At 34.6% G+C, this 26,436-nt stretch carries 28 protein-coding genes and 1 riboswitch; of the genes, 14 read left to right on the top strand and 14 right to left on the bottom strand.

The annotated features are described in order from the left end of the window. Positions 1 to 115 precede the first annotated feature (115 nt). The 4 genes from NSS71_RS13420 to NSS71_RS13405 form a co-directional block, all read right to left on the bottom strand. Positions 116 to 661 carry a polymer-forming cytoskeletal protein gene (locus NSS71_RS13420; RefSeq protein ID WP_061799041.1) on the bottom strand — a complete coding sequence of 182 codons (546 nt, stop codon included), beginning with the start codon at positions 659 to 661 and terminating at the stop codon, positions 116 to 118. 274 nt (positions 662 to 935) lie between these two features. After that, on the bottom strand, positions 936 to 1,760 hold the full coding sequence (locus NSS71_RS13415) for a MetQ/NlpA family ABC transporter substrate-binding protein (RefSeq protein ID WP_047942208.1): 825 nt from the start codon (positions 1,758 to 1,760) through the stop codon (positions 936 to 938). A gap of 32 nt (positions 1,761 to 1,792) precedes the next feature. Continuing rightward, the gene (locus tag NSS71_RS13410; RefSeq protein WP_061799039.1) at positions 1,793 to 2,470 is read right to left on the bottom strand and encodes a methionine ABC transporter permease; all 678 of its coding nucleotides are present in this window, start codon (positions 2,468 to 2,470) and stop codon (positions 1,793 to 1,795) included. Next, positions 2,460 to 3,473: a methionine ABC transporter ATP-binding protein gene (locus NSS71_RS13405; protein WP_341151755.1), complete on the bottom strand. Its 1,014-nt coding sequence runs from the start codon at positions 3,471 to 3,473 to the stop codon at positions 2,460 to 2,462. Before NSS71_RS13405 ends, NSS71_RS13410 begins: the two co-directional genes overlap by 11 nt. Before the next feature lie 155 nt (positions 3,474 to 3,628). Continuing rightward, positions 3,629 to 3,735, bottom strand: a riboswitch (SAM riboswitch). 168 nt (positions 3,736 to 3,903) lie between these two features. Between NSS71_RS13405 and NSS71_RS13400 the strand changes: the two genes are divergently transcribed. The 5 genes from NSS71_RS13400 to NSS71_RS13380 all read left to right on the top strand — a co-directional run bounded on the left by NSS71_RS13400 (position 3,904) and on the right by NSS71_RS13380 (position 8,059). Continuing rightward, a complete protein-coding gene (locus NSS71_RS13400) occupies positions 3,904 to 4,164 on the top strand; it encodes a DUF1871 family protein (RefSeq protein WP_047942205.1) in 261 nt (86 codons plus the stop codon). A gap of 197 nt (positions 4,165 to 4,361) precedes the next feature. Further along, entirely contained in the window at positions 4,362 to 4,862 is a 501-nt protein-coding gene (locus NSS71_RS13395) for an Lrp/AsnC family transcriptional regulator (RefSeq protein ID WP_047942204.1), read from the top strand. Beyond that, on the top strand, positions 4,862 to 6,034 hold the full coding sequence (locus NSS71_RS13390; RefSeq protein WP_061799035.1) for an aminotransferase: 1,173 nt from the start codon (positions 4,862 to 4,864) through the stop codon (positions 6,032 to 6,034). The genes NSS71_RS13395 and NSS71_RS13390 overlap by 1 nt, the downstream gene beginning before the upstream one ends. A 212-nt stretch (positions 6,035 to 6,246) precedes the next feature. After that, a complete protein-coding gene (gene yugI / locus NSS71_RS13385) occupies positions 6,247 to 6,651 on the top strand; it encodes a S1 domain-containing post-transcriptional regulator GSP13 (protein WP_061799032.1) in 405 nt (134 codons plus the stop codon). A gap of 184 nt (positions 6,652 to 6,835) precedes the next feature. Beyond that, positions 6,836 to 8,059, top strand: coding sequence for an ornithine--oxo-acid transaminase (locus NSS71_RS13380; protein WP_341151754.1), 1,224 nt, complete (start codon positions 6,836 to 6,838; stop codon positions 8,057 to 8,059). 85 nt (positions 8,060 to 8,144) lie between these two features. On the opposite strand, the gene NSS71_RS13375 is transcribed toward NSS71_RS13380, so the two are convergent. Next, positions 8,145 to 8,378, bottom strand: coding sequence for a DUF378 domain-containing protein (locus NSS71_RS13375; RefSeq protein WP_047942200.1), 234 nt, complete (start codon positions 8,376 to 8,378; stop codon positions 8,145 to 8,147). A gap of 225 nt (positions 8,379 to 8,603) precedes the next feature. On the opposite strand from NSS71_RS13375, the gene NSS71_RS13370 reads away from it, so the two are divergent. The 3 genes from NSS71_RS13370 (at position 8,604) to NSS71_RS13360 (ending at position 11,809) form a co-directional block, all read left to right on the top strand. Next, entirely contained in the window at positions 8,604 to 9,767 is a 1,164-nt protein-coding gene (locus tag NSS71_RS13370) for an iron-containing alcohol dehydrogenase (protein WP_061799022.1), read from the top strand. 199 nt (positions 9,768 to 9,966) lie between these two features. Continuing rightward, on the top strand, positions 9,967 to 11,313 hold the full coding sequence (locus tag NSS71_RS13365; protein ID WP_061799020.1) for a glucose-6-phosphate isomerase: 1,347 nt from the start codon (positions 9,967 to 9,969) through the stop codon (positions 11,311 to 11,313). Positions 11,314 to 11,476: 163 nt separating this feature from the next. After that, positions 11,477 to 11,809 (top strand): four-helix bundle copper-binding protein, encoded by a 333-nt coding sequence (locus tag NSS71_RS13360; RefSeq protein ID WP_047942197.1) that lies wholly within the window; start codon positions 11,477 to 11,479, stop codon positions 11,807 to 11,809. Between the two features lie 174 nt (positions 11,810 to 11,983). Here the strand turns inward: NSS71_RS13360 and NSS71_RS13355 are convergent, their stop codons facing one another. Continuing rightward, positions 11,984 to 12,973 (bottom strand): potassium channel family protein, encoded by a 990-nt coding sequence (locus NSS71_RS13355; protein ID WP_341118290.1) that lies wholly within the window; start codon positions 12,971 to 12,973, stop codon positions 11,984 to 11,986. A 90-nt stretch (positions 12,974 to 13,063) separates the two neighbouring features. Then, the gene (locus NSS71_RS13350) at positions 13,064 to 13,939 is read right to left on the bottom strand and encodes a TetR/AcrR family transcriptional regulator (RefSeq protein ID WP_047942196.1); all 876 of its coding nucleotides are present in this window, start codon (positions 13,937 to 13,939) and stop codon (positions 13,064 to 13,066) included. A gap of 427 nt (positions 13,940 to 14,366) precedes the next feature. On the opposite strand from NSS71_RS13350, the gene NSS71_RS13345 reads away from it, so the two are divergent. Genes NSS71_RS13345 through NSS71_RS13335 form a run of 3 tightly spaced genes read left to right on the top strand, consistent with a single transcriptional unit; the run spans position 14,367 to position 16,803 of the window. Continuing rightward, on the top strand, positions 14,367 to 15,104 hold the full coding sequence (locus NSS71_RS13345) for a GTP cyclohydrolase II (protein ID WP_047942195.1): 738 nt from the start codon (positions 14,367 to 14,369) through the stop codon (positions 15,102 to 15,104). A gap of 12 nt (positions 15,105 to 15,116) precedes the next feature. Next, positions 15,117 to 16,217 (top strand): bifunctional diaminohydroxyphosphoribosylaminopyrimidine deaminase/5-amino-6-(5-phosphoribosylamino)uracil reductase RibD, encoded by a 1,101-nt coding sequence (ribD, locus tag NSS71_RS13340; RefSeq protein ID WP_061799018.1) that lies wholly within the window; start codon positions 15,117 to 15,119, stop codon positions 16,215 to 16,217. A 19-nt stretch (positions 16,218 to 16,236) separates the two neighbouring features. Continuing rightward, positions 16,237 to 16,803, top strand: coding sequence for a 5' nucleotidase, NT5C type (locus NSS71_RS13335; RefSeq protein ID WP_047942193.1), 567 nt, complete (start codon positions 16,237 to 16,239; stop codon positions 16,801 to 16,803). Positions 16,804 to 16,925: 122 nt separating this feature from the next. On the opposite strand, the gene NSS71_RS13330 is transcribed toward NSS71_RS13335, so the two are convergent. Beyond that, a complete protein-coding gene (locus NSS71_RS13330; RefSeq protein WP_061799016.1) occupies positions 16,926 to 17,465 on the bottom strand; it encodes a chromate transporter in 540 nt (179 codons plus the stop codon). 1 nt (position 17,466) lies between these two features. Further along, positions 17,467 to 18,033: a chromate transporter gene (locus NSS71_RS13325; RefSeq protein ID WP_061799014.1), complete on the bottom strand. Its 567-nt coding sequence runs from the start codon at positions 18,031 to 18,033 to the stop codon at positions 17,467 to 17,469. A 371-nt stretch (positions 18,034 to 18,404) separates the two neighbouring features. Between NSS71_RS13325 and ade the strand changes: the two genes are divergently transcribed. Beyond that, positions 18,405 to 20,141, top strand: coding sequence for an adenine deaminase (gene ade, locus NSS71_RS13320; protein WP_341151753.1), 1,737 nt, complete (start codon positions 18,405 to 18,407; stop codon positions 20,139 to 20,141). A 531-nt stretch (positions 20,142 to 20,672) separates the two neighbouring features. Here ade and NSS71_RS13315 read toward each other — a convergent pair. The 3 genes from NSS71_RS13315 to gsiB form a co-directional block, all read right to left on the bottom strand. After that, positions 20,673 to 20,993, bottom strand: a complete 321-nt coding sequence (locus tag NSS71_RS13315) for a hypothetical protein (RefSeq protein ID WP_047942189.1) — start codon at positions 20,991 to 20,993, stop codon at positions 20,673 to 20,675. Then, the gene (locus tag NSS71_RS13310; RefSeq protein WP_217275771.1) at positions 20,990 to 21,904 is read right to left on the bottom strand and encodes an HD domain-containing phosphohydrolase; all 915 of its coding nucleotides are present in this window, start codon (positions 21,902 to 21,904) and stop codon (positions 20,990 to 20,992) included. The genes NSS71_RS13315 and NSS71_RS13310 overlap by 4 nt, the downstream gene beginning before the upstream one ends. 528 nt (positions 21,905 to 22,432) lie before the next feature. After that, positions 22,433 to 22,804 (bottom strand): glucose starvation-inducible protein GsiB, encoded by a 372-nt coding sequence (gsiB, locus tag NSS71_RS13305; protein ID WP_047942187.1) that lies wholly within the window; start codon positions 22,802 to 22,804, stop codon positions 22,433 to 22,435. A gap of 123 nt (positions 22,805 to 22,927) precedes the next feature. Here gsiB and NSS71_RS13300 point away from each other — a divergent pair, with 123 nt between their 5' ends. Next, positions 22,928 to 23,296, top strand: coding sequence for a hypothetical protein (locus NSS71_RS13300; RefSeq protein WP_047942186.1), 369 nt, complete (start codon positions 22,928 to 22,930; stop codon positions 23,294 to 23,296). A 250-nt stretch (positions 23,297 to 23,546) separates the two neighbouring features. Here NSS71_RS13300 and NSS71_RS13295 read toward each other — a convergent pair whose 3' ends face one another. Next, on the bottom strand, positions 23,547 to 24,296 hold the full coding sequence (locus NSS71_RS13295; protein ID WP_047942185.1) for an NADPH-dependent oxidoreductase: 750 nt from the start codon (positions 24,294 to 24,296) through the stop codon (positions 23,547 to 23,549). A gap of 138 nt (positions 24,297 to 24,434) precedes the next feature. Then, complete coding sequence (locus NSS71_RS13290; protein WP_047942184.1) at positions 24,435 to 25,217, bottom strand: SDR family oxidoreductase; 783 nt, start codon at positions 25,215 to 25,217, stop codon at positions 24,435 to 24,437. A 188-nt stretch (positions 25,218 to 25,405) separates the two neighbouring features. On the opposite strand from NSS71_RS13290, the gene NSS71_RS13285 reads away from it, so the two are divergent. Beyond that, entirely contained in the window at positions 25,406 to 26,401 is a 996-nt protein-coding gene (locus tag NSS71_RS13285) for a zinc-dependent alcohol dehydrogenase family protein (protein ID WP_047942183.1), read from the top strand. Positions 26,402 to 26,436 lie beyond the last annotated feature (35 nt).

Below are 26,436 nucleotides of genomic sequence, written 5' to 3'. Positions count from 1 at the left end.
TTTGTGTTATTAATTTATAGGAATTTTTGTTAATTTGTTGAGGAAGTATGGGAGTGTAGAATACAGGAAATACAAAAAATACCTAGCTGAATTTCCAGCTAGGTATTATAAGCTATTATTTTACTTCTTGTGTACCAGTTACTTCGCCATCAATTACAGCAGAAGATTTAAATGCATCACTTTTGTAATAAACATTACCATCTACTTTTGCAGTAGCGTCAATAGTAAATCCATTAGCTTCTACGTAAACATCACCGACAAAAGTACCGCCTTGGATTTTGAAATTTTCACTTTGTACAGTCATTTTAGGAGCTGTTAAAGTGAAGGAATCAATAATGTTATGGTCTTCATCTTGTGTATAAAGAGCAAGTTTACGATAGATTGGATTAGCAGCATCATTTTTATCGTGGAATTCACCAGCTACTAAGATATCACTGTCTACTTTTAAATCTTGAAGTGTTGCAACAATCCAAGTTCCATCAGCACTTAATGCTTTCACTAGTGGATCTGCTTCATTTACGATTGAAGCTGTTGTTACTACATCAGCTGATTGTTCTGCTTTTTTCTCTTCTTTCTTTGGTTCTGTGTCTGTATTTCCACAAGCAGTTAAAAGTGCTCCTGCTAAGATGGAAGCTAGTAAAACTTTTGGTGTAATTTTCATGATTAGTTCCCCCTATAAATGTTCTTTATATTGTTATGTGAATGGATTCACAATACAACATTATATTAACATACAGTTTGTAGTTGTAGAGGGGGGAGGTGTGACTAATTTGTGAAAGAAATATGGTGAATATGTGACTTTATTTTAATAATCAGAAAATTGGCAACGGGCTTTTTCTTCCATCAGTTATTCGTTTTGCATAAAAAAAGAGCGAGGTTTGTCGGGGAAAAAATTCCCAACAAACCTCGCTTCTTTATAACTGCGTAACATCAATTTATTGATTCATCCACTCTGGTTTACCGAAGCCTTTAAAATCCTCATCAATTACTTTTTCGAATTCTGCTGATTCAACAGCGGCTTTGATATCTTTAGCGAATGGAGCATCTATGTCTTTTGTATTAACAACAACACGATTACGATATTGATCGAGCATATTTTCTAGTTTTAGTGCATCTAATAAGTTCATTTTTGCTGCTAGGGCGAAGTTGCCTGGTACAGCGGATAAATCTACACTGTCAACTGCACGAGGTAATTGTGCCGCTTCAATTGTTTCAAATTTTAGGTTTTTAATATTCTTTGTCACATCTTTTTCAGACACAGTAAGTGGATCCGCAGCTTGATCAATTTTAATTAAGCCAGCTTCCTCTAAAATTAAGAAGGCACGAGCCGCATTGGTAGGATCGTTAGGGATAGCAATTGTTGCCCCATCTGTAATATCTTCCAAGCTTTTAAACTTTTTGGAATAAATACCCATTGGTGCAGTTGGAACAGAAATTAGTTCAGATAACTCTATGTTATTTTGTTGAGCAAAAGATTCCATATAAATTTTATGTTGGAATAGATTCGCATCAATACTACCCTCGGCTAGAGCTTTATTTGGCTGCACATAATCTGTAAACTCTGTAACTTCTACTTTATAGCCTTTCTCTTCTAAAATAGGTTTAATTGCCTTTTTAACCATGTCTGCATAGGGACCAGAAGTAGCACCAATATTAATTTCCTTTTTCTCCCCTGAATCTGCATTGTTTTTGTCTTGTCCGCAAGCACTAAGTACTGTAAATGATAATAATAATAGAATTCCTATAAGTATTTTTTTCATTGTCTTTTCCTCCTATTAACTTAAAGTGATTATTAACGCTTATCCAATGTCTTGGATATTTTATCCCCAAAGAATTGAATGATTTGAACTAAGCAAATGAGAACAACGACAGTCGTAATCATGACAGTATTATCATAGCGATAATAGCCGTATTGAATGGCAAGATCACCTACACCGCCGCCGCCGACTATTCCAGCCATAGCAGAATAGGCAATTAAATTAATAATGGTAATAGTGATTCCTTGAATAATTCCAGGTCTTGCTTCTGGTATTAAGACTTGCCAGATAATCATCCATGGGGAAGCGCCGATAGCAACGGAAGCTTCAATTACTCCTTTATCAATTTCACGAAAAGCTTGTTCTACTATTCTCGCAAAAAACGGAATCGCAGCAACAGATAGAGAAACAGAAGCAGCAGTAGGACCAATCGTTGTGTTGGTAATCCATTTTGCTAATGGTAAAAGGGCGATTAGTAAGATAATGAAAGGGATTGACCGCACCATGTTTACAACAAAGCCCACCGTGTTTTTTAATAGTGTGTTTTCGAGAAACAATCCTTTATCTGTTACAAATAAGAGGATTCCAATCGGTAAACCCACAATAATAGCCACAACAATAGAAATGCCAACCATATATAAGGTTTCAAAAAATGCTGAATTTAAGTCGGGAAGTAACTCGATCAAATAATTCCAATCCAGACTAAGAGGCATGATATATCACCTCCACATTTTTGGTGCGATCTTTAATATACTGTATCGCTTTTACAATTTCATTTTCTTCCCCTGTTAATTCCATGATAAAAATACCAAGGGGATTATTTTGAATATATTCAATTTTTCCATGAAGAATATTTCCCTTCACCTGATAGTGCTGAAAGGCGTCCGAGATAATTCCCTCTTCCGCGATGGCACCTTGAAAGGTAACCTTAATAATTTTCCCTTTTCTTTCTTCTAATAGGTGGTTAGGTAATTCAAATTGAAGAATGCTATTTACAAAGTTTTTAGTAAGCTCCTGTTTTGGGTTTGCAAACATATCGTAAACTGGACCTTCTTCCACTACCTTCCCTGCTTCCATGACAGCCATTCGATCACAAATATCTTTCACAACCTCCATTTCATGGGTGATTAGAACGATGGTTAAACCAAGTTCCTTATTAATTTTTTTTAATAACGCAAGAATGGATTTTGTTGTAGTTGGATCAAGTGCAGAAGTTGCTTCATCACAAAGAAGTACGGTTGGATTATTTGCAAGGGCTCTTGCGATTCCGACTCTTTGCTTTTGTCCTCCACTTAATTGGGCAGGAAAGACATCTTTCTTATCTGCCAGCCCCACCATATCAAGCAACTCTAATACCCGTTTATGTATTTTCTTAGAAGGTAAATTAGCTGCTTTAAGAGCAAAAGCAATATTTTTATATACCGTTTTACTACTAACAAGGTAAAAATGTTGAAAAATCATGCCTATTTTTAAGCGAGCAGCTCTTAATTGCTTTTGATTTAACTTTGTTAAAGAAATATTGTCAATGATAATTTCTCCACTGGTTGGCTTTTCCAATAAATTGAGACAGCGAAGCAGAGAGCTTTTCCCTGCTCCACTATAGCCGACAATTCCAAATATTTCGCCTCTTTTAATAGATAAAGAAACATGGTCAACACCAATGACTTGTTCTTTTTTTGTTTTATATATTTTGACCAAATCATTTATTTGTATCATTAGAAAATACTATCCCCCTTTGCCAAAAACGCCATGTTTTGTAACATTATTTTAAAACCTTTATCGGTTAAGATTGGTGAAAATTCCTTTCGGTAAGTCTGGGAAATAAAAAAAACTTCTTTCATTTTGAAAGAAGTATCGTATTAAATATACCGATCTTATCTTTCAGAATAGGTCATTCTGCAGGAGTTAGCACCTTCCTTTAGGAAAGGAGGTTGCTGGATGTCATCGGGCCTGTTCCCTCAATCTCTCTTGATAAGTAATTATGGAATTTTCACTAAATGAATAATAAAGCTAAAATACTGAATTGTCAATAAAAATTTACCTTTAAAATAGCTAGATTGGAGGGGGCTCTTCATTTCTGTTATCTTCTTCAGAAGGATATATGATAGAATGGTTTCTGAACAAATGGAACGAAAGGTGACAACGGATGAATAGTCAGGAAATTAATTTAGAATGTGTGCGTTTATTAAATGAATGGGACCCTTTTTCAATAGGAGAGGGCAATTATGATACTGAAATTGCGGATATTCTTCAAGCAATACATGATGTTGATTTGGAAGATGATCTAGCAGCTTCTATCCAAGCTATCTTTGAATTTTCTTTTGAAGAGAAGCTCCCTTTAGAGGATTGCACAGCAATCTCTCATAAACTTTTATCTCTAAAACGAAACAGTTCCTGCTCTTTTTAGAGAGTCAAATAAACTCTTTTTGATGAATAAAAAGTTATCAATTGCTTCTCTTTTCAACTTCTAAAGTTTTTTTATAGATAGAAATTCCAGCAAATAATTTGCATATAATTTTGGTTTTAAAAAATGAAATTAGCGCATTAAATTTAGTGATAATTTGATATAATGAGAATATTTAAAAGGCAAGCAGGAGGATGGACATGAAACTAACAGATAAAGAAATTGAAATTGCAGAAATTCTAGAAAAAGATGCGAGGATTTCTGATGAAGATATAGCTAAGATGATTGGGGAAGATTTAGAAAAGACAAAAGAGTTGATTGCGAAATTAGAAGAAGTAAATGTCGTAGTGCGTTATACATCAATAGTAGATTGGTCAAAAGTGGAAGGTCATGAAGGTGTTACTGCAATGATTGATGTAAAAGTTACACCTAAAAGAGGGGTAGGCTTTGACGAGGTTGCTCAAAGAATTTATCGTTTTAAAGAGGTTAAGTCACTATATTTAATGTCAGGAGCATATGATTTATCAGTTATTATTGAAGGCAAATCGATGAATGAAGTAGCGAGATTTGTTTCAGAAAAACTATCTACATTGGATTCAGTTATCTCAACAACAACTCATTTTATTTTAAAACAATATAAGCATGATGGAACAATATTTGAACAATCGGATGATGACAAAAGAATTGTGGTGTCACCGTAATGAGACAAACAAAAAGTTATATTGCACAAAAGGTTGAGGAAATGAAACCATCTGGAATACGCAGATTTTTTGATTTAGCATCCGGTATGGAAGGAGTTATTTCCCTCGGTGTAGGAGAGCCAGATTTTGTCACCTCCTGGTCAACAAGAGAGGCAGCAATTTTATCACTCGAACAAGGGTATACCTCATATACGGCAAATCCTGGACTACTCGAGCTTCGAGAGGAAATCAGTCATTATATGCAAAAAAGATTTACGGTATCCTATAAGCCATCTTCAGAAATCATTGTAACTGTTGGAGCTAGTCAGGCAATCGATATCGCTTTACGGGCTATTTTGAACCAAGGAGAAGAGGTTATTGTTGTTGAACCATGCTTTGTTTCCTATGCACCGTTAGTAACGCTTGCAGGAGGGGTTCCAATTGCGGTTCAAAGCTTAAAGGAGAATAATTTTAAAATCAAGCCTTTTCAACTAGAAGAAGTCATTACGGACCGAACAAAAGCAATTATGCTTTGTTCGCCTAATAATCCTACCGGATCCACACTCTCTCAAGAGGAGCTTGCAGCAATTGTGGCAGTAGCAGAAAAGTATGACTTGCTTATTCTTTCCGATGAAATATACGCAGAGCTTTGCTATGATGAAGAATATACAAGTACAGCAGCAATAGAGGGAGCATGGAAACGTACTATTCTCCTTTCTGGTTTTTCAAAGGGATTTGCCATGACAGGCTGGAGACTAGGTTTTGTTTGTGGACCAGAGGAATTAATTCAAGCGATGCTAAAGATTCATCAATATAGTTTAATGTGTGCCCCAACGATGGCTCAATATGCTGGATTAGAAGCATTGCGAAGTGGTGAAAACGATGTAGAAGAAATGAAGAAAAGCTACCGGCGCAGAAGGAATTTTATCGTTCAATCCTTAAATGATATGGGGTTAACTTGTCATATGCCTGGCGGAGCTTTTTATGCGTTTCCTAATATAACAGCGACAAAAATGAATGCAGAGTCATTCGCAGAAAGACTGCTGATGGAAGAAAAAGTAGCAGTTGTGCCAGGAAGTGTATTTGGTGAAAGTGGCGAAGGACACGTTCGTTGTTCCTATGCTACATCGTTGCAACAATTGCAAGAAGCTATGAAACGAATGAAGCGATTTGTCGAAAAATATTCTAAATAAAGGCAAAAAGAGGTGTTGAATAGATGGGAAGTCCCATCCTTTCAAATGCCTTTTTTTATTTAAGCTGGTTCCGTAAAGGTCATAGTTTAAGCAAAAGATTAACGGGAATTATAACAGTAAAAATAAATCCTTTTGTAAATATGGCGATATTGTGATATAATCTTATAATGCATATAAAAGGAAAATTAATATAAACAATTAGGAGTGTTCTCATGTCAGATAAAATTGAAGTTGGAAGTGTTATTACAGGAAAGGTAACAGGCATTCAACCATATGGTGCGTTTGTTTCTTTAGATGAAAATACACAAGGTTTAGTTCATATTTCTGAAGTAACCCATGGTTATGTAAAAGATATTAATGAATTTTTAAAAGTTGGCGATGAAGTGAACGTTAAAGTTCTTTCCATTGACGAAAATGCTGGAAAAATTGGTCTTTCTATCCGTGCAACAGAAGAAGCACCAGCGCAACCAGAAGCTGCTAAAGCAAAAAAACCTCGTCCTAAACGTCAAACAGCTGCTGTAGCTGAAACAGAAAACGTACAAGGATTTAATACGTTAAAAGATAAATTACAAGAGTGGATTGATCAATCTAACCGCGATGATTTAATTAAAAAATAACATTTTATAAAGGGCTGTCCAATGTGAATTACACATTGGGCAGCCTTTTTTGCGCTTTTCAAGGGAGAGGTAATCTAGAATGAATTTTTAGAAAATAAATATCTATCCATCTGTAGAAAAATCAGCTAAAGTTAATAATATAGATATTTACTTACATTTATACATTAAATGGGAGGATGATTAAATGGTACAAGAAGTTAATAAATCTATCTCACTAATGGAACAGTCAGAGAAATATGGAGCAAAAAATTATAATCCATTGCCGATTGTTATTTCAGGAGCAGAAGGAGTCTGGATTACCGACCCTGAAGGAAATAAATATATGGATATGCTGAGTGCTTATTCCGCATTAAACCAAGGGCATCGTCATCCTAAAATAATCCAAGCATTGAAGAGACAAGCGGACCGTGTAACCTTAACTTCTCGAGCCTTTCATCATGATCAATTAGGTCCTTGGTATGAAAAGATTAGCTCCCTAACAAAAAAAGAGATGATCTTACCGATGAATACAGGTGCTGAAGCCGTAGAAACTGCTATCAAAGCAGCAAGAAGATGGGGATATGACTGCAAAGGAATAGAAAAGGACAAAGCAGAACTCATTGTGTGCGAGGGGAATTTTCATGGAAGAACACTGGGAGCCGTTTCTCTTTCCTCGGATGAAGAATATAAACGCGGATTTGGACCATTATTACCAGGGATTAAAACAATTGCCTATGGAGATATTGAACAATTACAAGAAGCGATTACCGCAAATACAGCCGCTTTTATTGTAGAACCAATTCAGGGGGAGGCTGGTATTATCATTCCGCCTCTAGGCTTTATGGAAGAAGCCTATCGATTATGTAAGGCTAATAATGTTTTGTTTATTGCCGATGAAATTCAAACAGGTCTATCAAGAACAGGTAAATTATTTGCGAGTGAGTGGTACGATATTGTACCAGATATGTATATTTTAGGAAAAGCGCTTGGAGGAGGAGTCTTTCCTATTTCATGTGTAGTTGCAGATAAAGACATATTAGGTGTTTTTAATCCAGGCTCTCATGGATCAACCTTTGGAGGAAATCCAATGGCGTGTGCTGTATCAATTGCAGCTATAGATGTAATCTTAGAAGAGAATTTGACCGATCGTTCGGCGCAATTAGGCGAGTACTTTCTTCAAAAGTTATCGGAAATAACAAATCCAATAATAAAAGAAATACGCGGAAGAGGATTGTTTATAGGGGTTGAATTAAAGTTTGAGGCTAGAACTTATTGTGAAAAGTTAAAAGAAGTAGGACTGTTATGCAAAGAAACCCATGATTCCGTCATTCGCTTTGCTCCACCATTAACGATTACGAAGGAAGAGCTAGATTGGGCGATAGAGCGTATAAAGCAAGTATTAAATGAGGATATCCAGGATCTAAACTAAATAAAAACGAACCATTCCTTACAAAAAAGCCAAACAATTCAGCAAGTTGAATTGTTCGGCTTTATTTTTGTTTATCCATTTTTATTTATCTAGCTGTTTTTGGGATAGACTCTCTTTCAGCTGCAGAAGATGGCTTAAATAATAAACCAAGGTTAATTAATCCTGCAATTCCGACTAAACCGTAAATAATACGAGAAACGACAGATCCTTGGCCGCCGAATAATGTTGCCACTAAATCAAATTGAAAAAAGCCAATTAATCCCCAATTTATTGCTCCTATAATCGTTAATATTAATGCAACTCTTTGGATTGCGCTCATTTTATGTCCTCCTTAAAAAATATAGTGGAATCTTTCTTATTCTTAGTAGAATTCACGAAAGTATGCATTTGGGGAAAATTTAACGAATAATGAATGATAGAGAAAACACATACTATTTGTCAGTACTAAGCTCAATCTTTTGATTTTCTCATAAGTTTGATTAATAATAAGCGTACAATTAGTATTTCTTTGTACTAATGTAAAAACAGAATGGGAGGCATTCATTTGGAAAACTTTGTTTTTTATAACCCGACAAAACTTATTTTTGGTAAAGGGCAATTGGCACAACTAAAAGATCAATTAGCTTCCTATGGTAAAAAAATCCTCTTAGTATACGGAGGAGGAAGTATTAAAAGAAACGGTCTATATGATAATGTAATGACCATCTTAAAGGAAAATGGCAAAGAGGTATTTGAATTATCTGGTGTAGAGCCTAATCCTCGATTAACTACTGTACAACGTGGAGTTGATATATGTAAAACAGAAGGCATTGATTTTATTTTAGCAGTTGGTGGAGGAAGCGTTATTGACTGTACTAAGGCCATTGCAGCAGGAGCAAAATTTGATGGGAACCCTTGGGAGTTCATCACAAAAAAAGCTATGCCTAAAGCAGCGTTACCATTTGGCACAGTTTTAACACTTGCAGCCACTGGTTCTGAAATGAACTCTGGCTCTGTTATTACTAATTGGGAAACACAAGAGAAAGTTGGCTGGGGAAGTCCATTTACATTCCCGGTATTTTCTATTTTAGATCCGGAAAATACATATACAGTTCCGAAAGATCAAACAATATACGGAATTGTAGATATGATGTCACATGTGTTTGAACATTATTTCCATTTAGAAGAACACACAGAATTACAGGATTATATGTGTGAATCTGTATTGAAAACGGTTATAGAGTTTGGGCCAAAACTTGTAAACGACCTAGAAAATTATGAATATCGTGCTGCAATATTATATTGTGGAACGATGGCTCTTAATGGTATGCTTAATATGGGATATCGTGGTGATTGGGCTACCCACAACATTGAACATGCTGTTTCTGCAGTGTATGATATTCCTCATGGTGGAGGACTTGCCATTCTTTTCCCTAATTGGATGAAGCATAATTTAGCAGTAAAACCAGAACGCTTTAAGCAATTAGCTGTTCGCGTATTTGGGGTAGACCCAGAAGGGAAAACAGCGGAAGAAGCTGGTCTAGAAGGAATTGAGAAATTACGAGCATTCTGGAATGACCTTGGTGCACCTTCTCGTTTAGCTGATTACGACATTGATGATAGTAAACTGGAGTTAATGGTTGAAAAAGCAATGACGAATGGTGGATTTGGCCAATTTAAAGTGTTAGATGCAGAGGATGTTTTAGCAATTTATAAAGCCTCTTTATAAAAAATGAAGAAAGACGAGCAAACAGTTAGCATGAATTGTTTGTTCGTCTTTCTGTAATAGAGAAGAAATGGAATAATTGGTGAAAAAATTAAAAAAAACAGTTTGTATCCGTTTTCATATCAAGTTCTTTCTTGATTACTTTTTCTACTTCCGATAAAGTGGAAGAGGAGTATAAATTAATTATATTGGAGGATCATTTATGACACACGTTCGTTTTGATTACTCAAAGGCATTAAGTTTCTTTGGAGAGCACGAAATTACATATTTAGAAGATGCAGTTAAAGTTGCCCATCATTCCTTGCATGAAAAAACTGGACAAGGAAGTGATTTTTTAGGATGGATCGATCTTCCTGTAGATTATGATAAAGAAGAATTTGCTCGCATTCAAAAAGCAGCAGAAAAAATTAAAAGCGACTCAGAGGTTTTACTTGTAATCGGTATTGGTGGTTCTTACCTAGGAGCACGTGCTGCAATTGAAATGTTAAATCATAGCTTCTATAATTCTTTATCAAAAGAAAAGAGACAAACACCACAAATTATCTTTATTGGAAAAGATATTAGCTCCACTTATATGAGTGATGTAATTGACTTCCTTGGAGATAAAGATTTCTCTATTAACGTTATTTCTAAGTCTGGAACAACTACTGAGCCGGCAATTGCGTTCCGTATTTTCCGTAAATTGTTGGAACAAAAATATGGAGTAGAAGAAGCGAGAAAGAGAATCTATGCTACTACTGATAAAGCAAAAGGAGCTTTAAAAACTCTTGCTACAGAAGAGGGCTATGAATCATTTATTATCCCAGATGATGTTGGTGGACGCTATTCTGTTTTAACACCAGTTGGTTTATTACCAATCGCTGTCAGCGGTGCGGATATTACAGCAATGATGGAAGGGGCAGCAGCGGCTAGAACAGATTTCGGTACATCTGAATTAAAAAATAACATTGCCTATCAATATGCTGCAGTTCGTAACGTTCTTTATAACAAAGGAAAAACAATTGAAATGTTAATCAACTACGAGCCAGGATTGCAATACTTCTCTGAGTGGTGGAAGCAATTGTTTGGTGAAAGTGAAGGGAAAGACCAAAAAGGTATTTATCCTTCTTCAGCAAACTTCTCAACAGACCTTCACTCTTTAGGACAATATGTGCAGGAAGGCCGTCGCGATATTTTTGAAACAATTGTTAAAGTAGATAAGCCTCGTCATGAATTAGTTATCGAAGCAGAAGAAAATGACTTAGACGGGCTAAATTATTTAGCTGGACAAACTGTTGACTTTGTTAATAATAAAGCATTTGAAGGTACGTTACTTGCACATACAGATGGCGGTGTGCCAAATTTAATTGTAACAATACCAGAAATGAATGAATATACATTTGGATATCTTGTGTATTTCTTCGAAAAAGCTTGTGCGATTAGTGGATATTTATTAGGAGTAAATCCATTTGATCAACCAGGGGTTGAAGCATACAAAGTAAATATGTTTGCTTTACTAGGTAAACCTGGCTTTGAAGAGAAAAAAGCAGAGTTAGAAAGTCGTCTATAAGATAGAATGGATTGAGCTGCCGATATACTCGTATTTGAGTATTCGACAGCTTTTTTATTTAGGAAAACATACTTACTTCTCTATTCATTTTTAATTCAAGATGTTTAAAGGTTTTAAGAGAGGTTAAATAAATAGAAAGGGGTAATAGAAGGAGGAAATAGGAATGCTTGTTGAAAAAGAACAGTTATTGATTAAATCATTACAGGAATGCATGATTGTTTGTAATCATTGCTTAAATGAATGTTTAACAGAAGAGCAGGTAGCACCAATGCTTGATTGTATTCATATGAATAGGGAAAGTATTCAATTTTGTAGTTATTTAGAGCAGGCAATTATCAGAAAATCTCCATATGCAAAAGAATTTGCAGAAATATGCCTTTCTGTTTGTGAGGATTGTGCAAATGAATGTAAGAAACACGATCATCGCCATTGTCAATATTGTGCAGAAATCTGTAAAGAGTGTGTAGAAGCATGTAAAACATTTTTAGAAGCATAACAGGTTGTAATAAAGACTTAGCTCTTTATTGAAAGAGAAAAAAATTGGTTTTTCGAGGAGGCGGTTCGAAACAGTTTTAAGCGAGCGACAGCCTCGAAAAACCATAATTTAAAAAAGAATTTTTCTCATCTGCTTTCATGACAACTTCCTGTACTCATTTAGCTAACAACATTTCTAAGTAATAATAATTAACTCATCCTTTTCCTCAAATTCAAATGAAGACTTTGGATTTAGATAACTAGTTCCCCCACGTTTGACCCCTAATAATAATTTACCCTCAGCTAATAAAAAATTGTTTAAAGTCAGATAATCAACTAATTCTTCCTCTATATTCTTCACTGGAATAAATTGAAGCTTTTTATCCTTCAATTGATTTAAAAGCTCTAAAAATGCAATCATCGTATCTTGTGAATTTAAACTGTTGTGCATAACAAAGCTAGTAAGGCTGTTTGTTTCAATTATTTCATCTGCACCAGCTCTTTTAGCATTTTGTATTTGTTCAGCAGTAAGTATTTCAACGATGCAAGGTACATTTGCATTTAGTCCTTTAATAGCAAGTAAAGTTAAAATAGTGTGCATATCTGCTTGTAATTCTTCTTTGTTTTGATCTGCTGTTAAAATGACCTTACTAGCAGTCATGATATTCGCTTTCAATAGGACACTATCTAAATTAGAATTCCCTTTTACAAAATGAATAGTTTCTGGAACTGGATTTGTTGCTAAGGACTCATCGATTAAAGTAATTGGAATGTTTTCGCGATCTTTAATGATAGAATGGATGATTAGTTTGGACCGTTCATTCCAGCCGACAATTATCAAGTGGTTTTGTCCTCTATAAGTGGTTTTTCCTTCCAGATACGCGTTTTGTTTAGCCACAGCTGCTGTTGCCAATGTTACTAAGTAGGTAGAGAGAAATCCGACGCCTGTTAAGATTAACAGCATGCCGGTTATTCTCCCAAGAACGGTAATAGGAGCATAATCGCCATATCCAACGGTAGAGGTAGTAATAATGGCCCACCAAATGCCTTCAAATAAAGTGGGAAATGTTTCTGGTTCCACTAAAGTGATAAAGCAGCCGAATAGGATTATAATAGTTAAGGAAATCGATAAAACACGAATACTTAACGGTAATCTTAAAAATCTAGAAAGCATAGAATTAGGCAAAGTAAACACCTCATAATAGTTGTTATCCTTTGCATTATTGACCAATAAAAAAACTTTCATAATCAATGAAAGTTTTTTATCAGGATATTTTTAAAGTTGGATATGATAAAAAGAAGCAATTGTTTTCTGTTCTTCTTCAAAGTTTTTATAGTCGTTCAAGTTAGAGAGCATGCCTTTAATTATGGGTACTCTTGGTTCATCAGCATGAATCTCTGCCATTAATACTTCTAGTGTTATTTCTATCTCTTGTTTGTTTGCTCCATGCTCAATCTTACGTTGGATGGAGGCAATAGCATCTAGTATATCTTGATGGCTATGTTCCATAAAGTTAATTTTAGGCTTTTTAATTATATACTTTAGAAAAGAAGTAGAAAAGAGTGGATGCTCATTATTTTTGTCCATATCTGTTATAATTGAATCTAATCTTTTTAATAAGTAGATGGAAATATCCCTTGTTGAGACATTAATAGGCTCTAAAATCACAAGTTTTAAAAAAGAATGAATAAGGCCATCTTGGATCATAAGCAAATCTAAAAGGTATTGCTTTTTCTCTTCCCCATAAATAGAGTGGAGTCCTTGGAGATTATAACTTTGAAGCTCGGACTGCATTTTTACTAACAGATCTTTGATAGAATTATTTAAGGGAATAGCTTGTTCTTTTGATTGCATGACAATAAACTCTTTATGTTTTAAAGCATGATTAAACATAAAGGTAAGCTGATCGATGTATTTTTCTCTTGCAGGGATTCGCCTTTGACTTATTTCTTCCATAGTAGTAATCAATTCATCGTAGTAATATTGCATAATTTTATAAAGAAGAGAGTCTTTTGATTTAAAGTATAAATAAAAGGCTCCTTTTGATATACCGCAATCACTTGCAATTTCTTGCACTGATGTAGAAGAAAATCCCTTTTGAGCAAAAAACTTTATGGCAGAATCTATAATTATTTTTTCTTTTTCTTTCACGTAATTTCCTCCTGAACGTATAGGAAGTACACCTTGACTTATTGGTCATCTTTTTCTAATATATGTGACTAATCAGTCAAATTATATAGTAATTGAAGGAAAAAATCAATGTATAGGGCTTTGCTTCTTCTTAATTGAGGGAAGTAGTTACGAATTGTGCGAAAAAAAGATTTGCTATATGATTATACGCATAAAAAGATGAAGGGCGAAAGTTGAGTAATCCAATTGGTTTAAGTTAATTAAATCGAGCTGATTCCTTGACGAGCGTTTCTTATAATAATAAACTTACTTACGTATCGTAAGTATCAGTTTGTCTACATTCTTTATATTTTACATATAGTAAGTGTAAAGAACTTTAATAATCAAAAATTCTATACCGATAAGAAATAAAAGTAAGAACATAACAGAAGATAAAGGAGATTTTGTAATGGATCAAAATGTTATCGATCTTCTTCAAAATAAGATGGAAATAATCGCATTTAATGAAGAACAGAATTTAAGTTTAGTTGGACCAGTAAAATTACCAGTTCAATTGGACGATCAAGTAGTGACATTTCAATGGTATACATGGTTACCGATAAAGAAGGATGAAACGAAAGAGGAAGTACTTCGTTCTTTACCGAGTTTACATTTAGCGGATTATCAACAATCCTCTGTTTTAGTATACGGTGACTTCAAAAATGCAGAAAATGCATTAATACGTATGCATAGTATATGTCATACTGGCGACATTTTTGGTAGTAAACGTTGTGATTGCGGATATCAATTAAAAGAATCGATGCGCATGATTGTAGAGAATGGAAATGGAGCTCTCTTTTATTTAGCTAATCATGAAGGAAGAGGTATTGGGCTATTTACTAAATCCCTTGCTTACCTTTTACAAGAAAATGGTCTAGACACTGTGGAGGCAAATCTCGCACTAGATTTTCCTGATGATTTAAGAAGTTATGAAGCACCGATTAAAGTACTTCAAGCCCTTCGACAAAAACCAGTTAAATTAATAACTAACAATCCAAAGAAGCTTGATGCACTTAAAAAACTTGGTCTTACAGCAGAAGAAAATATTCCCTTATGGGGGGATGTCTCAACTTATAATGAGAATTATTTAAACACGAAAGTGAATAAATCTGGTCATATTCCCTTGAAAAATACAGTGACCATTTAAGGAGAATAAGGTATGAAGCATGATCAAGATTATATGAGAATAGCGTTAGACCTTGCAGCATCTGCACTTGGTAAGACAAATCCAAATCCAGTTGTGGGAGCTGTCATTGTAAAGGACGGAGTAATTGTCGGAACTGGCCTCCATCGCAAAGCAGGAGAGCCACATGCTGAGGTCCATGCTTTTAAAATGGCTGGAGACCATGCAAAAGATGCAACTCTTTATGTGACGCTAGAGCCATGCTCACACTATGGGAAAACACCACCTTGTGCACTTTTAGTGAAAGACTCTGGAGTGAAAAGAGTGGTAGTAGCCACAGAAGATCCAAATCCGCAAGTTGCTGGACGAGGTATTAACATCTTGAGGGAAGCAGGAATTGATGTAGAAGTTGGTGTTCTAAAAAAAGAAGCCCAGCAATTAAATGAACGTTTTATTCATAATATGATACATGAAAAACCTTTTGTCATATCTAAGGTAGCAATGACCTTAGACGGCAAAATTGCTACCCATACAGGACATAGTCAGTGGATTACAGGAGAAGAAGCAAGAAAAGAAGTGCATCTTTTAAGAAATGAAGTAGATGCAATCTTAGTTGGTGTTGGTACTGTGCTCGCTGATAATCCTAAATTAACAACTCGATTAGAGGGGCCATCAAAGAATCCAATTCGGATTATTTTGGACGCAAATTTAAGAACACCCCTAGATGCTAATATTACTGATTGTAGGGAAGCAAAAACAATCATTGCTACAAGTGCTACCCTTCAATCAGAGAAAGCAGCTGTTTTAAAAGAAAAGGGTGTAGAATTATTCACAGTTCCTTCTATTCAGGGGAAATTAGATTTGGAGATAGTTTTAAAGGAATTATATAAACGTGGAGTTACAGATATTCTTCTTGAAGGTGGAAGTGAAGTAAATGCAAGTTTTATGCGTCAGCAACTTATTCAAAAGTATTTAGTATATATTGCTCCTAAAATAGTAGGTGGTGCCAATTCCTTTACACCATTTAAAGGGGAAGATATTGATACAGTAGATGAAGCAGTTTCCTTAAGATTTGAAAAGACGGAATGGGTGGGCGCGGATATGAAAATAACTGCTTATCCCGATATAATTAAATAGTGTTTCTACGGAGGAAATAATGAAGTTTGGTTTTGATATAGACGATACACTTATCAATTTAAGACAACATGCTTTTGAACTTTATAATCATAAGTTAAAGAAAAATATTCCATTAAAAGACTTCCATGCATTAAAAACGGTTGAAATTCACGAACCATTTGGATTAAATGCTACTGAAGGAAAGCAGCTTTGGAACTCTCTTAGAGAAGAAATATATTTTACAAATTGTCCTCCTTTTCCAGATGCCATTGAAGCACTAAATGAACTTGTTAGTAATGGTCATGAGGTTTATTATATTACAGCACGAAAAAAACAATTTGCCGAAAAGACGAAAGATTGGATGAAGCAAGCAGGGTTTCCGGTGATTGATAGTCATTTTTTTTGTGGAATGGAAGATCACGAGAAAATTTGTATCATCCAGGAGCTTCAATTAGACTACTATTTTGATGATAAACCTGCTGTCCTAGAAACGCTTCAAGGATATACCACAAAGCTGTATGTAAAGGATCATCCCTATAATCAACATTTAGAGGAGTTGAATAGAATAAAGGAGTGGAACCAGCTGCGAGCTTTGTATGAAAGTTAATAGGAATAGAAATAGCCTGAGTGCCTCATTCAGGCTATTTCGTATATTAATTTACCTTTCATAGCTCATGTATTTATCTTTTTCTATGATATGAATTGCCAACCCTTCTTTTAAAGAGCTTTTTAGCTTAAATGAGGAGCAATGAATCCTCCGTATAGAAAGGCTATTATTATAACTAGGGCAGGATGTACCTTCCACTTCTGCAGTAATAAAAAGGCAATGACAGCAATGCAAACAGATTGAATGATACCGATGGAATGATAGGAATCTTGAAACATTTCATAGGTTAAAACCAACATTAATGCTGTTATTACAGGCTGTACAAGAAGCGTCATGCCTTTGACAATCTTCGAATTTTGATGTTTTTTCATTAATTTTAATAAAAAAATAAGAGCAACTGCTGAAGGGAGAATAGTTGCCAATAAAGCAACAATAAATCCACCCCATCCTCCAACTCCAAAGCCTACATATGCAGCTATTTTGGTAGCAATTGGTCCAGGCAGAGCATTAGCAAAAGCGAGCATATTGGAAAATTCAATGTTGGATAACCAATTATATCGATTAACTATCTCCTCATACATTAAAGGAATAGAAGCAGGACCACCGCCATAACCTAATAAATTTGCTACAAGAAAACTGAGGAAAATACTTACAAAAATCATCTTATATGCCTCTTTCTTTGTTATGTAGAAGTTTATCTTTTAATTTAAAATGGAATGCTCCATAGATAAGAAAAATAAGTACAACAATACCTGGATGTATGGAAAATACTTGTAGCAATAGAAGGCAGACAAGTGTTAATCCAATTCCAGCATAGATTCCTAATCCTTTGACCGCCTTTTCTCCAAACTCATATGCCATTAAGCCAAGCATAACGGCAATGACAGGAACGACTGCTCCAATCATACTTGTTATTATTGGTGAATGACTGAGGATAGAGATAAAGGAAAATAAGAATACCATTGCTAAACAAGTCGGTAGTATATGAACGATTACGCTTATGATTGCTCCGATTATCCCTTTTTGATGATAACCTATATAGGCAGCTAATTTTGTGGCAATAGGTCCAGGAAGTGTATTCGCAATTGCTAAAGCATCCCCAAATTCATCATTAGCCATCCACTTATATTTTGTTACTGCTTCGTGACGAAACAGAGGAATAACAGAAGGGCCACCACCAAAGCCGAAAATGCCAGCCCGAAGCATGCCTAGAATTAAATCTTTATACATAAAGATATATCTCCTTTCTTAACAACTCTAACGATAGTAATGACACGTAATTATCTTACCACTAATTTTATATTTTGTTTAAGGAATATAGAAAGCATGTATATGTTTTATTACTCTTACTCATTGAAAATTAAACCAACATATATTAAAATAATAAAAATATATTTAAGTTAAAGTTATTATCATCTAGCTTTCGTAAATAATTCTTCATTATACCCTTTCTATTTTGGTTATTCTTTGATTTACTTCAGGAAATAAAGTTCTTTATAGTAGAGTTTTTAAGAAATTATAAAATAGTTTCATTCTTTTCAAGTGGTAGTGGCTTAATTTTAAAAATGTGAATATTCAGAATAAAAAAGGGGGATTCAGACTTGAGAGCTAAATTGGAGAAAAGGATTAGAATTTCTGCCAAAAAAGAGCTAGCTGATATAGTAATTACAAATGGTAAAATTGTTAATGTTTTTACAGGAGAACTAATGGATGGGGATGTAGCAATTGCAGATGATAGAATAGCAGGAATTGGAAGCTATAAAGGGAAACAAATAATTGATGCCGAAGGCAAATATATCGTTCCGGGCCTCATTGATGGCCATGTACATATAGAAAGCAGTATGCTTACACCGCAAGAATTTGCCAAAATATTATTATTGCATGGTGTAACGACTGTTATCACAGATCCGCATGAGATTGCAAATGTGGCAGGGGCAGCGGGGATTCAATATATGCTGGATGCATCAGAAGATCTTCCGATAGATATTCGTGTCATGTTACCATCTTGTGTTCCTGCAGTTCCAGAGGATTCAAATGGAGCAACACTATATGCAAAGGATTTAGCACCCTTTTATTCATATGATAGAGTACTTGGCTTAGCAGAAATAATGGATTTTCCATCTGTTTATGAAACGCAGTCAGATATGATAGATAAATTTATTTTGACAAAAAAACAAAATCGTTTAATGGATGGTCATGCTGCTGGAATTGAAAGAGAGAAATTAAATGTATATAGCGCAGCTGAAATTCGAAATGATCATGAAGCAACCACACTACAAGAAGCAAAAGATCGGTTAGATTTAGGAATGTATCTGATGATAAGAGAGGGAACGGTTGCGAAAGATTTAAAGGCTTTATTACCTGCAATAACAATGAGAAATTCGCGAAGATGTTTGTTTGTAACAGATGATAAATTGGTAGATGATTTAGTGGAAGAGGGGAGTGTAAATCATAGCGTACGATTAGCGATACAAGAAGGACTAGATCCGATTATTGCTATTCAAATGGCCACCATTAATGCTGCCGAATGTTTTCAGTTAGATTCGATCGGGGCAGTTTCTCCAGGTTACCGCGCAGATTTTCTACTTTTAGATAATCTTGAGGAATTTTCCATTCATAGTGTATATAGAAATGGTCAATGTGTGGTGGAAAAGGGAAAATTAAGAAGAGAAGTGGAACGCTTCAAACCATCCTATTTGGGTACGAATTTACCGACAATAAATTGTGCAAAAGTGTCATCAGCTGACTTAAAGCTACCATTAACTTCTGAGAGATGCCATATAATCGAAATTATTCCTAATAGTATTGTAACGAAGGAAGTAATCGAAAAAGTACCAGTAGTAGATGGCTATTTTCAGCCATCATTAGAAAAGGATCAACTAAAACTTGTAGTAGTCGAGAGACATCATCAAACTGGGAATATTGGAAAAGCGATTGTGAAAGGATTTGGCTTTAAAAGAGGTGCAATAGCCACGACCATTTCTCACGATTCCCATAATATTGTTGCAGTTGGCACAAACGATGCTGATTTACTATCTGCTATTCAAGAGTTACAAGAAATAAAGGGAGGAATCGTTGTAGTATCAGAAGGTAAAGTTGTAGCGACACTTCCCTTACCAATAGCTGGATTGATTTCTGATCAAGATTATTTAACCGTGTACGAACAACTAAAAATATTAAATCATAAGGTCCAAATTCTGCAAGGGTATGATACCTTTAATCCATTCTTAACTTTATCTTTTTTATCATTAACGGTAATTCCTGCCTTGAAATTAACAGATAAAGGACTATTCGACTTTCAATCATTTTCCTATAAAGATATATCCCTTAATTTATAATAGATTTTTTTATTTTTTAATCTTTTGTTCATTATTTGTTCATAATTATTCGGTATTCTATAAACAGGTTAAGAGTTTCCCCTCTTAAAATATATTTTACCCGAAAGAGATTTCGGGTTTTTTTCATACCTAAAATTAAGGCAGCGGTTAAAAATTACGATATTATCCATGTTAGTTAAAAATTGTATGTTTAAACTTGCTAAAAATAGAGAATAATTTTATAAAGGTATACAAATTAATAATATAAGCATAGAGGTTATAAGAAAATCAGTAATAATGAAAGCGTTTTCTGATATAATAAATGTATAGATCTACTTACTAATAAGGAGTGGATAACGATGGAAGAACAAACAAACTTTTTTAATGGACTAAAATGGGGAGTTATTATTAGTATCCCATTATGGATTTCTTTTTTTGGATGGATAAAGTTACTTATTAATTTTACGTAAATATGGAAGTCTAAGTAAAGGCTATTAGGATATAAGGATAAAAAAGCATCGAAACCGATTATGCCTTCGATGCTTTTTTGTATTAAGCTTGTGGAATTGGAGGGTCAATTCCGAGGACTTTTTCGCCGTTAACTGTTAACCAAATATAGTAACGGTCAATTTCTTTACCAAGGATTTTTTCGATTTTCGCGATAACTTTTTCTTGAACATCAAAAGAAATCTGGGCAGTTTGTTCACCTAGTGGTACATTTTTGAGTCCAAGTGCATCTGCAATTTGTCTTGCTTGATCATAAGAGACTTCGATGTATTTGTCATACTCAGGTAGGTAAGCAGCTTCAGCAGGCTTTACTTGAAAGGATACAATTAATACTACAGCTAATAAACTCCATACTAATTTTTTCATAAGCTCTCTCCTTTTTCATATTTAATTATTTCTTCTTTTAGTGCTATAAAAGTATCGACCACTTTAGGGTGATACATAGTACCCCGGTTATTTAAAATTTCTTGAAAAGCTTCTTCGGCAGATTTGCCCTTTTTATATACTCTGTCTGTAGTCATTGCATCAAAGGAATCAACAACTGATATAATTGCAGATTCGATGGTAATCTCATCTTCTTTCAGACCTTTTGGATAACCTTTTCCATCATATCTTTCATGATGCTGTTCAACAATTAATGCAATTTCATTTAATAGAGGGATGTTCGCTTCTTCTAATAACTGTCTTCCAAATGTGGTATGTTTTTTCATAATCTCCCATTCTTCACTAGTTAACTTACTAGGTTTTTGAAGAATTTCTAATGGGACTCTAACCTTTCCAACATCATGAAAAAACGAGGCGAGATTTAACAGTGTAATTTGTTTAGTGGACAATTCTAGTGCTTTTCCCACCAACATGGAATAATGTTTAATTCTTTCACAATGATCAACGGTATAGCCATCTTTCTCCTCAATAGATATGGCTAATTCCATTAAATCTTTAGAAAGTTTGCTATAATTATGAAAAACTGGCTGACTTGTTACATATATAAACTCAGTTTCTTCCTGAGAATAAAAATTGGTGAATTTCATTATGGGACTCTCAGAGAAAGATTGTCCAGTACTTAATTCGATTGTTCTTTCATCCGTATGATAAAGTAATTTTCCAGAGAGTATATATATAAATTCAAGACCAGTCCAATTCTCTTCCGGGCCAAGTGCCCAACTAGAACCGGGTTGTAATTTATGATAGATTACTTCGGTTCCATCTCCAGCGGCCATTAACGAAATTTGGAGACCTTTAAAATAAACGGTTTCTATAAACTCACCTGCATTCATGATGCCCACGATTTACTCCCTCTCTCTATTTACAATAAAAATAGATTAATATAATCTATAAAAATCTCAATTATAGTTATTTTAAATCATAAATAATGTTATTTTAATAGGTATATTAGATTATATTATATTTATCGTGTTAAAGAGAGTAGATTATCGAAATTTGTAAAACTCAACAAAAATATTGTAACAAATGTTGTATGGAAATAATAGCATTAAATTACAAATTATCTGAACAAAGATATAATATGGAAAGAATTAAAAACGGGAAAAAGGAGTTTGTTATTTATTAAGTGCTAACAAAAATCAAAATCAAATCTTTGAATAACTTTTCTGAATAATATATAATATAATAATGTAAAAGGGCTGACCTAATACAAAGAATTGATCTTGTACAGGTCAGCCACTTAAATGGTTGTTTCTCAGTTTTTATCCTTCATTACTTTAGTTATTTAACTAGTTTTGGTGGAATTTCCACTTGGTTGTTACCCATATCCTACTATGGGTGAGTGGATATTTCTGTATCCATTAATTATTGTCGTTACGTGAATTTCCACCTTTTCGACCAATTTCTTGGTAGAAGTCTTTATCGTGGTTTTCAGAAGTAGCTTCTCCACCCTTTTTACCGATTTCTTGGTAGAATTCCTTGTCGTGGTTTTCAGCAGTGGTTTCTCCACCTTTTTTACCGATTTCTTGGTAGAATTCTTTGTCGTGGTTTTCAGCAGTGGTTTCTCCACCTTTTTTACCGATTTCTTGGTAGAATTCTTTGTCGTGGTTTTCAGAAGTAGCTTGTCCACCTTTTTGTCCGATTTCTTGATAAAAATCCTTGTCGTGATTTTTAGAAGTAGCTTCTCCGCCTTTTCTACCTGCTTCTTCTCTGCTCATTTTGTTGTCTGCCATTTCTATCACTCCTATTAAAGATTTTTAATTAACGTTACATTGGTTATATAGCCGAATTTGAACATAATAAACATAAATATATATTTTTTGGTATAGAAAATTTTGGTAAAGGGGAAAATGTGAATGAAAGTTACGAGAGAAAAATTTATGAAAGTAGTAGAGGTTGCTGAAGAATTAGGATGCAAAGTTGTATATGATTCGACAAAAAAAATTAGTTTTAATACAAATATGTATATAACGGTTCCTTATCAATTTTCATTGGAAAATATCTATGCACTTGCACATGAAATTGGCCATGTTATTGATTATGTCAATGGCGACCTCGATCATGATAAATGGTTGCATGATTGGTCTTATCGTGTCAACGCAGAGATGAGTGCGTGGGTTCATGCCTATAAAATATTAGAGAAGAATGGAGTACCATTACATCATTGGCAGACACATGTAAATGCTAAACTAGCGAATTATTTTATTCTTCCAGAAGTAATCTAAACTGGTATAAAAAAGAGGCAGTTATTCCTTTTCCTTTTATTGAAGGAGAGGAAAGCTGCCTTTTTTAGATGAAAGAAAGGGTAGTATTTTAAGGATAAATTAAGAAGTTTTTGCCTCTCTAACGCGAAATGGATAGTGCATATGTTAGAAAAAGGGACTACTTTTGGAATAAGTTTCCCTAAATAAAATAAAGAAATAGCTATTACAAAACGGGTATATGAGAACCATTTTAATAATAGCTACTTTCATTTTAATTGTTATCTTGCATATCTTTCGCTAGGAATCCTTGTTGTTTAATCATTTTAGCATTACTTGGGTAGTAGGATTTATCATAAAAGTTTGCAATGCGATTGGTCCATCCCACTGGGGTTTCCCCTCTGTTCTTTAAATACTCGCTGTATGTTTGATTATATTTTTCAAGCATTTCCTGTTGATTTCTATCATACTTTTCTTCATGAAGAACACCTTGTAAAGGTAATCTAGGTTTTAATCCGGGATCCCCATCAGGATATCCAAGGCAGAGTCCAGCAATTGGTATGACATAGCTAGGTAATTGCAAGAAGTCAATTACCTCTAAAGAATTCCGACGAATACCTCCTATGGGAACTGTTCCTAACCCGAGTGACTCGGCAGCAGTAATGGCATTTTGTATGGCCAGACCAACATCCGTAGCCCCAATTAAGAGCGTATCAACATCATCGATTGCTTTAAACTCCTTTCCTTCCATTTCACTAGCTAACTTTGCTCGATAGAAATCAGCACAAAAGATGAGGAAGACCGGAGCATTTTCAACATGCTTTTGATTCCCGCATAATTCAGCTAAATGTCTCTTTCTATCCTTATCTCGAACCAAGATGGCTGTAACATGCTGTCCATTAATCCAAGAAGGGGCACTTTGTGCTGCTTCCATAATTGAGTGCAGTGATTCCAAACTTACTTCTTTATCTTGATATTTACGATAAGATCGATGTTTTTTTAAATGTTGTATGATTTCATTCATCTAGTGATTCTCCTTTTTCGTATTTTCTTTATTTTAGCATAGCGAAAAGAAAAAATATCTCATTGAGCCAGATAGAGTCATGACAACTTTTTAGCATAAAAAAACCTACCAATAACAAAATAGGCAGGTTTTTGAATTTTATAAGAGAGATTCAGCGCCGTCTATATATACTTCTGTACCAGTAATATGATTAGATAAGTCAGAACTTAAGAAATAAACTAGATCAGCTACTTGTTGAGCGCTTCCAGATTGCTGGGACAATGGTTGGTTCCCGTCTGGATATTCAACAGGGATAGTTATTTCTTTTAAGTGTTCTTCATCTTTAAAAGTATTCTTTTCTATATTTGTATCGATTGCTCCAGGGCAGATCATATTGACTCTTATTTTGTATTGGGCTAATTCTAATGCCGCCATTTTTCCAAATGCCACTTGTCCAGCTTTCGATGTACTATAAGCAGACATTCCGAAGTTTTTAAAAATGCGATTTCCGTTAATACTGCTTGTTATAATAATACTGCCACCATTGGTTTTCATATGGGGAATGCTATATTTAACAGTTAAAAATGTACTTTTCAAATTTGTTTCAATGGTTGTATCCCATTCAGAGGGTGTCAGGTCTTCAATAGAAGACACTGCCCCGTTAATTCCCGCATTAATAAAAACTGTATCTATTCTATTCCATTTTTTTACGGTTTCCTCAATAGCCTGTTGAATGGAAGGAGGCTCTGCGACATTGGCTTCTAATGAGATCGCTTCTTGACCTTTTTTATTAATCGTTGCTTTCACTTCTTCTAGCTCATCAGCATTTAAGTCTACTAGTGCTACTTTCATTCCTTTATTTGCAAGTGAGATGGCTGCTGCTTTTCCAATCCCGGAAGCTGCCCCGGTAATTATCGCTACTTTATTTTTAAGGTCATTCATTTTAGTATCCTCCTCGATCAATATCGATAATGATATTGTTATTATGATAGATATAAGATACTAATATCCATTTTTAATGAAATAGAAACGTTTTATGAGTTGGTAAGTAAATAATTAAAATTTTAATACTAAATTTTCGAAAAAATCGTTTATATTCGGTAATATGGAGAGAAAGGAGATGATTTTCATTGAAAGCGATGATAATTGAAGCATTTGGTGAGTCTACGGTATTTAAGTTGAAGGAAATAGAAACACTTGATTTATTGCCACACCAAGTCCGAATAAAAGTAAAAGCTACTAGTGTCAATCCTATTGATATTAAAGTGAGAAGTGGAGCAGTACCAGGTGTTTCTCCGTCTTTTCCCGCTATATTACACGGAGATGTAGCAGGCGTTATTGAAGAAGTAGGAGAAGCGGTACAATCCTTTCAAATTGGTGATGAAGTATATGGATGTGCTGGCGGTTTTAAGGGATTACAAGGTGCATTGGCTGAATATATGATTGCTGATTATCGACTATTAGCACATAAACCAAGAAATATCACTATGGAAGAGGCAGCTGCAATCCCTCTTGTTGGGATAACTGCATGGGAATCATTATTTACTAAGGGGGGATTAAAGAAAGGAGATAATATCCTTATTCATGGTGGAGCAGGCGGGGTCGGCCATATTGCCATTCAGCTCGCTAAATGGGCCGGAGCTATTGTTTCTACAACCGTTTCAACCATAGAAAAGCAAGTGATTGTTAAAAAAATAGGTGCAGATCATATTATTAATTATCGAGATGTGTCGGTGAAAGAATATATTGATAAATATACGGATGGAAAAGGCTATCCATTGATCTTTGATACTGTCGGCGGTAGAAATCTAGACCAATCCTTTGAAGCAGCAGCTTTAAATGGAAGTGTCTTAACCATTGCTGCCAGATCAACACATGATTTAACTCCTTTACATTCAAAGGGGCTTTCGTTACATGTAACATTTATGCTTCTCAAGATGCTTAATGAGGATTCGCGAATAGAGCATGGGGATATTTTACGCAATATCACGAAGATAGTAGAAGAAAATAAGTTAAAACCACTACTTGATAAAAAAACATTTTCTTTCGAGGAAATTAGTAAAGCGCATGAATATTTAGAATCAGGCAAAGCTGTTGGAAAAGTAGTTCTTGTTAATAAATGGTAGGTTACATTTGTTGAGAAGCTTTGTATAAAAAATTC

The organism is Niallia sp. FSL W8-0951, assembly GCF_038006525.1.
GTDB lineage: Bacteria > Bacillota > Bacilli > Bacillales > Cytobacillaceae > Niallia > Niallia circulans.
This window is presented reverse-complemented; position numbering and strand designations above follow the sequence as displayed.

Coding starts and splice junctions, on each gene's coding strand:
- NSS71_RS13420 (WP_061799041.1), bottom strand. CDS start 661: ATGAAAATTACACCAAAAGTTTTACTAGCTTCCATCTTAGCAGGAGCA.
- NSS71_RS13415 (WP_047942208.1), bottom strand. CDS start 1,760: ATGAAAAAAATACTTATAGGAATTCTATTATTATTATCATTTACAGTA.
- NSS71_RS13410 (WP_061799039.1), bottom strand. CDS start 2,470: ATGCCTCTTAGTCTGGATTGGAATTATTTGATCGAGTTACTTCCCGAC.
- NSS71_RS13405 (WP_341151755.1), bottom strand. CDS start 3,473: ATGATACAAATAAATGATTTGGTCAAAATATATAAAACAAAAAAAGAA.
- NSS71_RS13400 (WP_047942205.1), top strand. CDS start 3,904: ATGAATAGTCAGGAAATTAATTTAGAATGTGTGCGTTTATTAAATGAA.
- NSS71_RS13395 (WP_047942204.1), top strand. CDS start 4,362: ATGAAACTAACAGATAAAGAAATTGAAATTGCAGAAATTCTAGAAAAA.
- NSS71_RS13390 (WP_061799035.1), top strand. CDS start 4,862: ATGAGACAAACAAAAAGTTATATTGCACAAAAGGTTGAGGAAATGAAA.
- yugI (WP_061799032.1), top strand. CDS start 6,247: ATGTCAGATAAAATTGAAGTTGGAAGTGTTATTACAGGAAAGGTAACA.
- NSS71_RS13380 (WP_341151754.1), top strand. CDS start 6,836: ATGGTACAAGAAGTTAATAAATCTATCTCACTAATGGAACAGTCAGAG.
- NSS71_RS13375 (WP_047942200.1), bottom strand. CDS start 8,378: ATGAGCGCAATCCAAAGAGTTGCATTAATATTAACGATTATAGGAGCA.
- NSS71_RS13365 (WP_061799020.1), top strand. CDS start 9,967: ATGACACACGTTCGTTTTGATTACTCAAAGGCATTAAGTTTCTTTGGA.
- NSS71_RS13360 (WP_047942197.1), top strand. CDS start 11,477: ATGCTTGTTGAAAAAGAACAGTTATTGATTAAATCATTACAGGAATGC.
- NSS71_RS13345 (WP_047942195.1), top strand. CDS start 14,367: ATGGATCAAAATGTTATCGATCTTCTTCAAAATAAGATGGAAATAATC.
- ribD (WP_061799018.1), top strand. CDS start 15,117: ATGAAGCATGATCAAGATTATATGAGAATAGCGTTAGACCTTGCAGCA.
- NSS71_RS13335 (WP_047942193.1), top strand. CDS start 16,237: ATGAAGTTTGGTTTTGATATAGACGATACACTTATCAATTTAAGACAA.
- NSS71_RS13330 (WP_061799016.1), bottom strand. CDS start 17,465: ATGATTTTTGTAAGTATTTTCCTCAGTTTTCTTGTAGCAAATTTATTA.
- NSS71_RS13325 (WP_061799014.1), bottom strand. CDS start 18,033: ATGTATAAAGATTTAATTCTAGGCATGCTTCGGGCTGGCATTTTCGGC.
- NSS71_RS13315 (WP_047942189.1), bottom strand. CDS start 20,993: ATGAAAAAATTAGTATGGAGTTTATTAGCTGTAGTATTAATTGTATCC.
- NSS71_RS13310 (WP_217275771.1), bottom strand. CDS start 21,904: ATGAATGCAGGTGAGTTTATAGAAACCGTTTATTTTAAAGGTCTCCAA.
- gsiB (WP_047942187.1), bottom strand. CDS start 22,804: ATGGCAGACAACAAAATGAGCAGAGAAGAAGCAGGTAGAAAAGGCGGA.
- NSS71_RS13300 (WP_047942186.1), top strand. CDS start 22,928: ATGAAAGTTACGAGAGAAAAATTTATGAAAGTAGTAGAGGTTGCTGAA.
- NSS71_RS13295 (WP_047942185.1), bottom strand. CDS start 24,296: ATGAATGAAATCATACAACATTTAAAAAAACATCGATCTTATCGTAAA.
- NSS71_RS13290 (WP_047942184.1), bottom strand. CDS start 25,217: ATGAATGACCTTAAAAATAAAGTAGCGATAATTACCGGGGCAGCTTCC.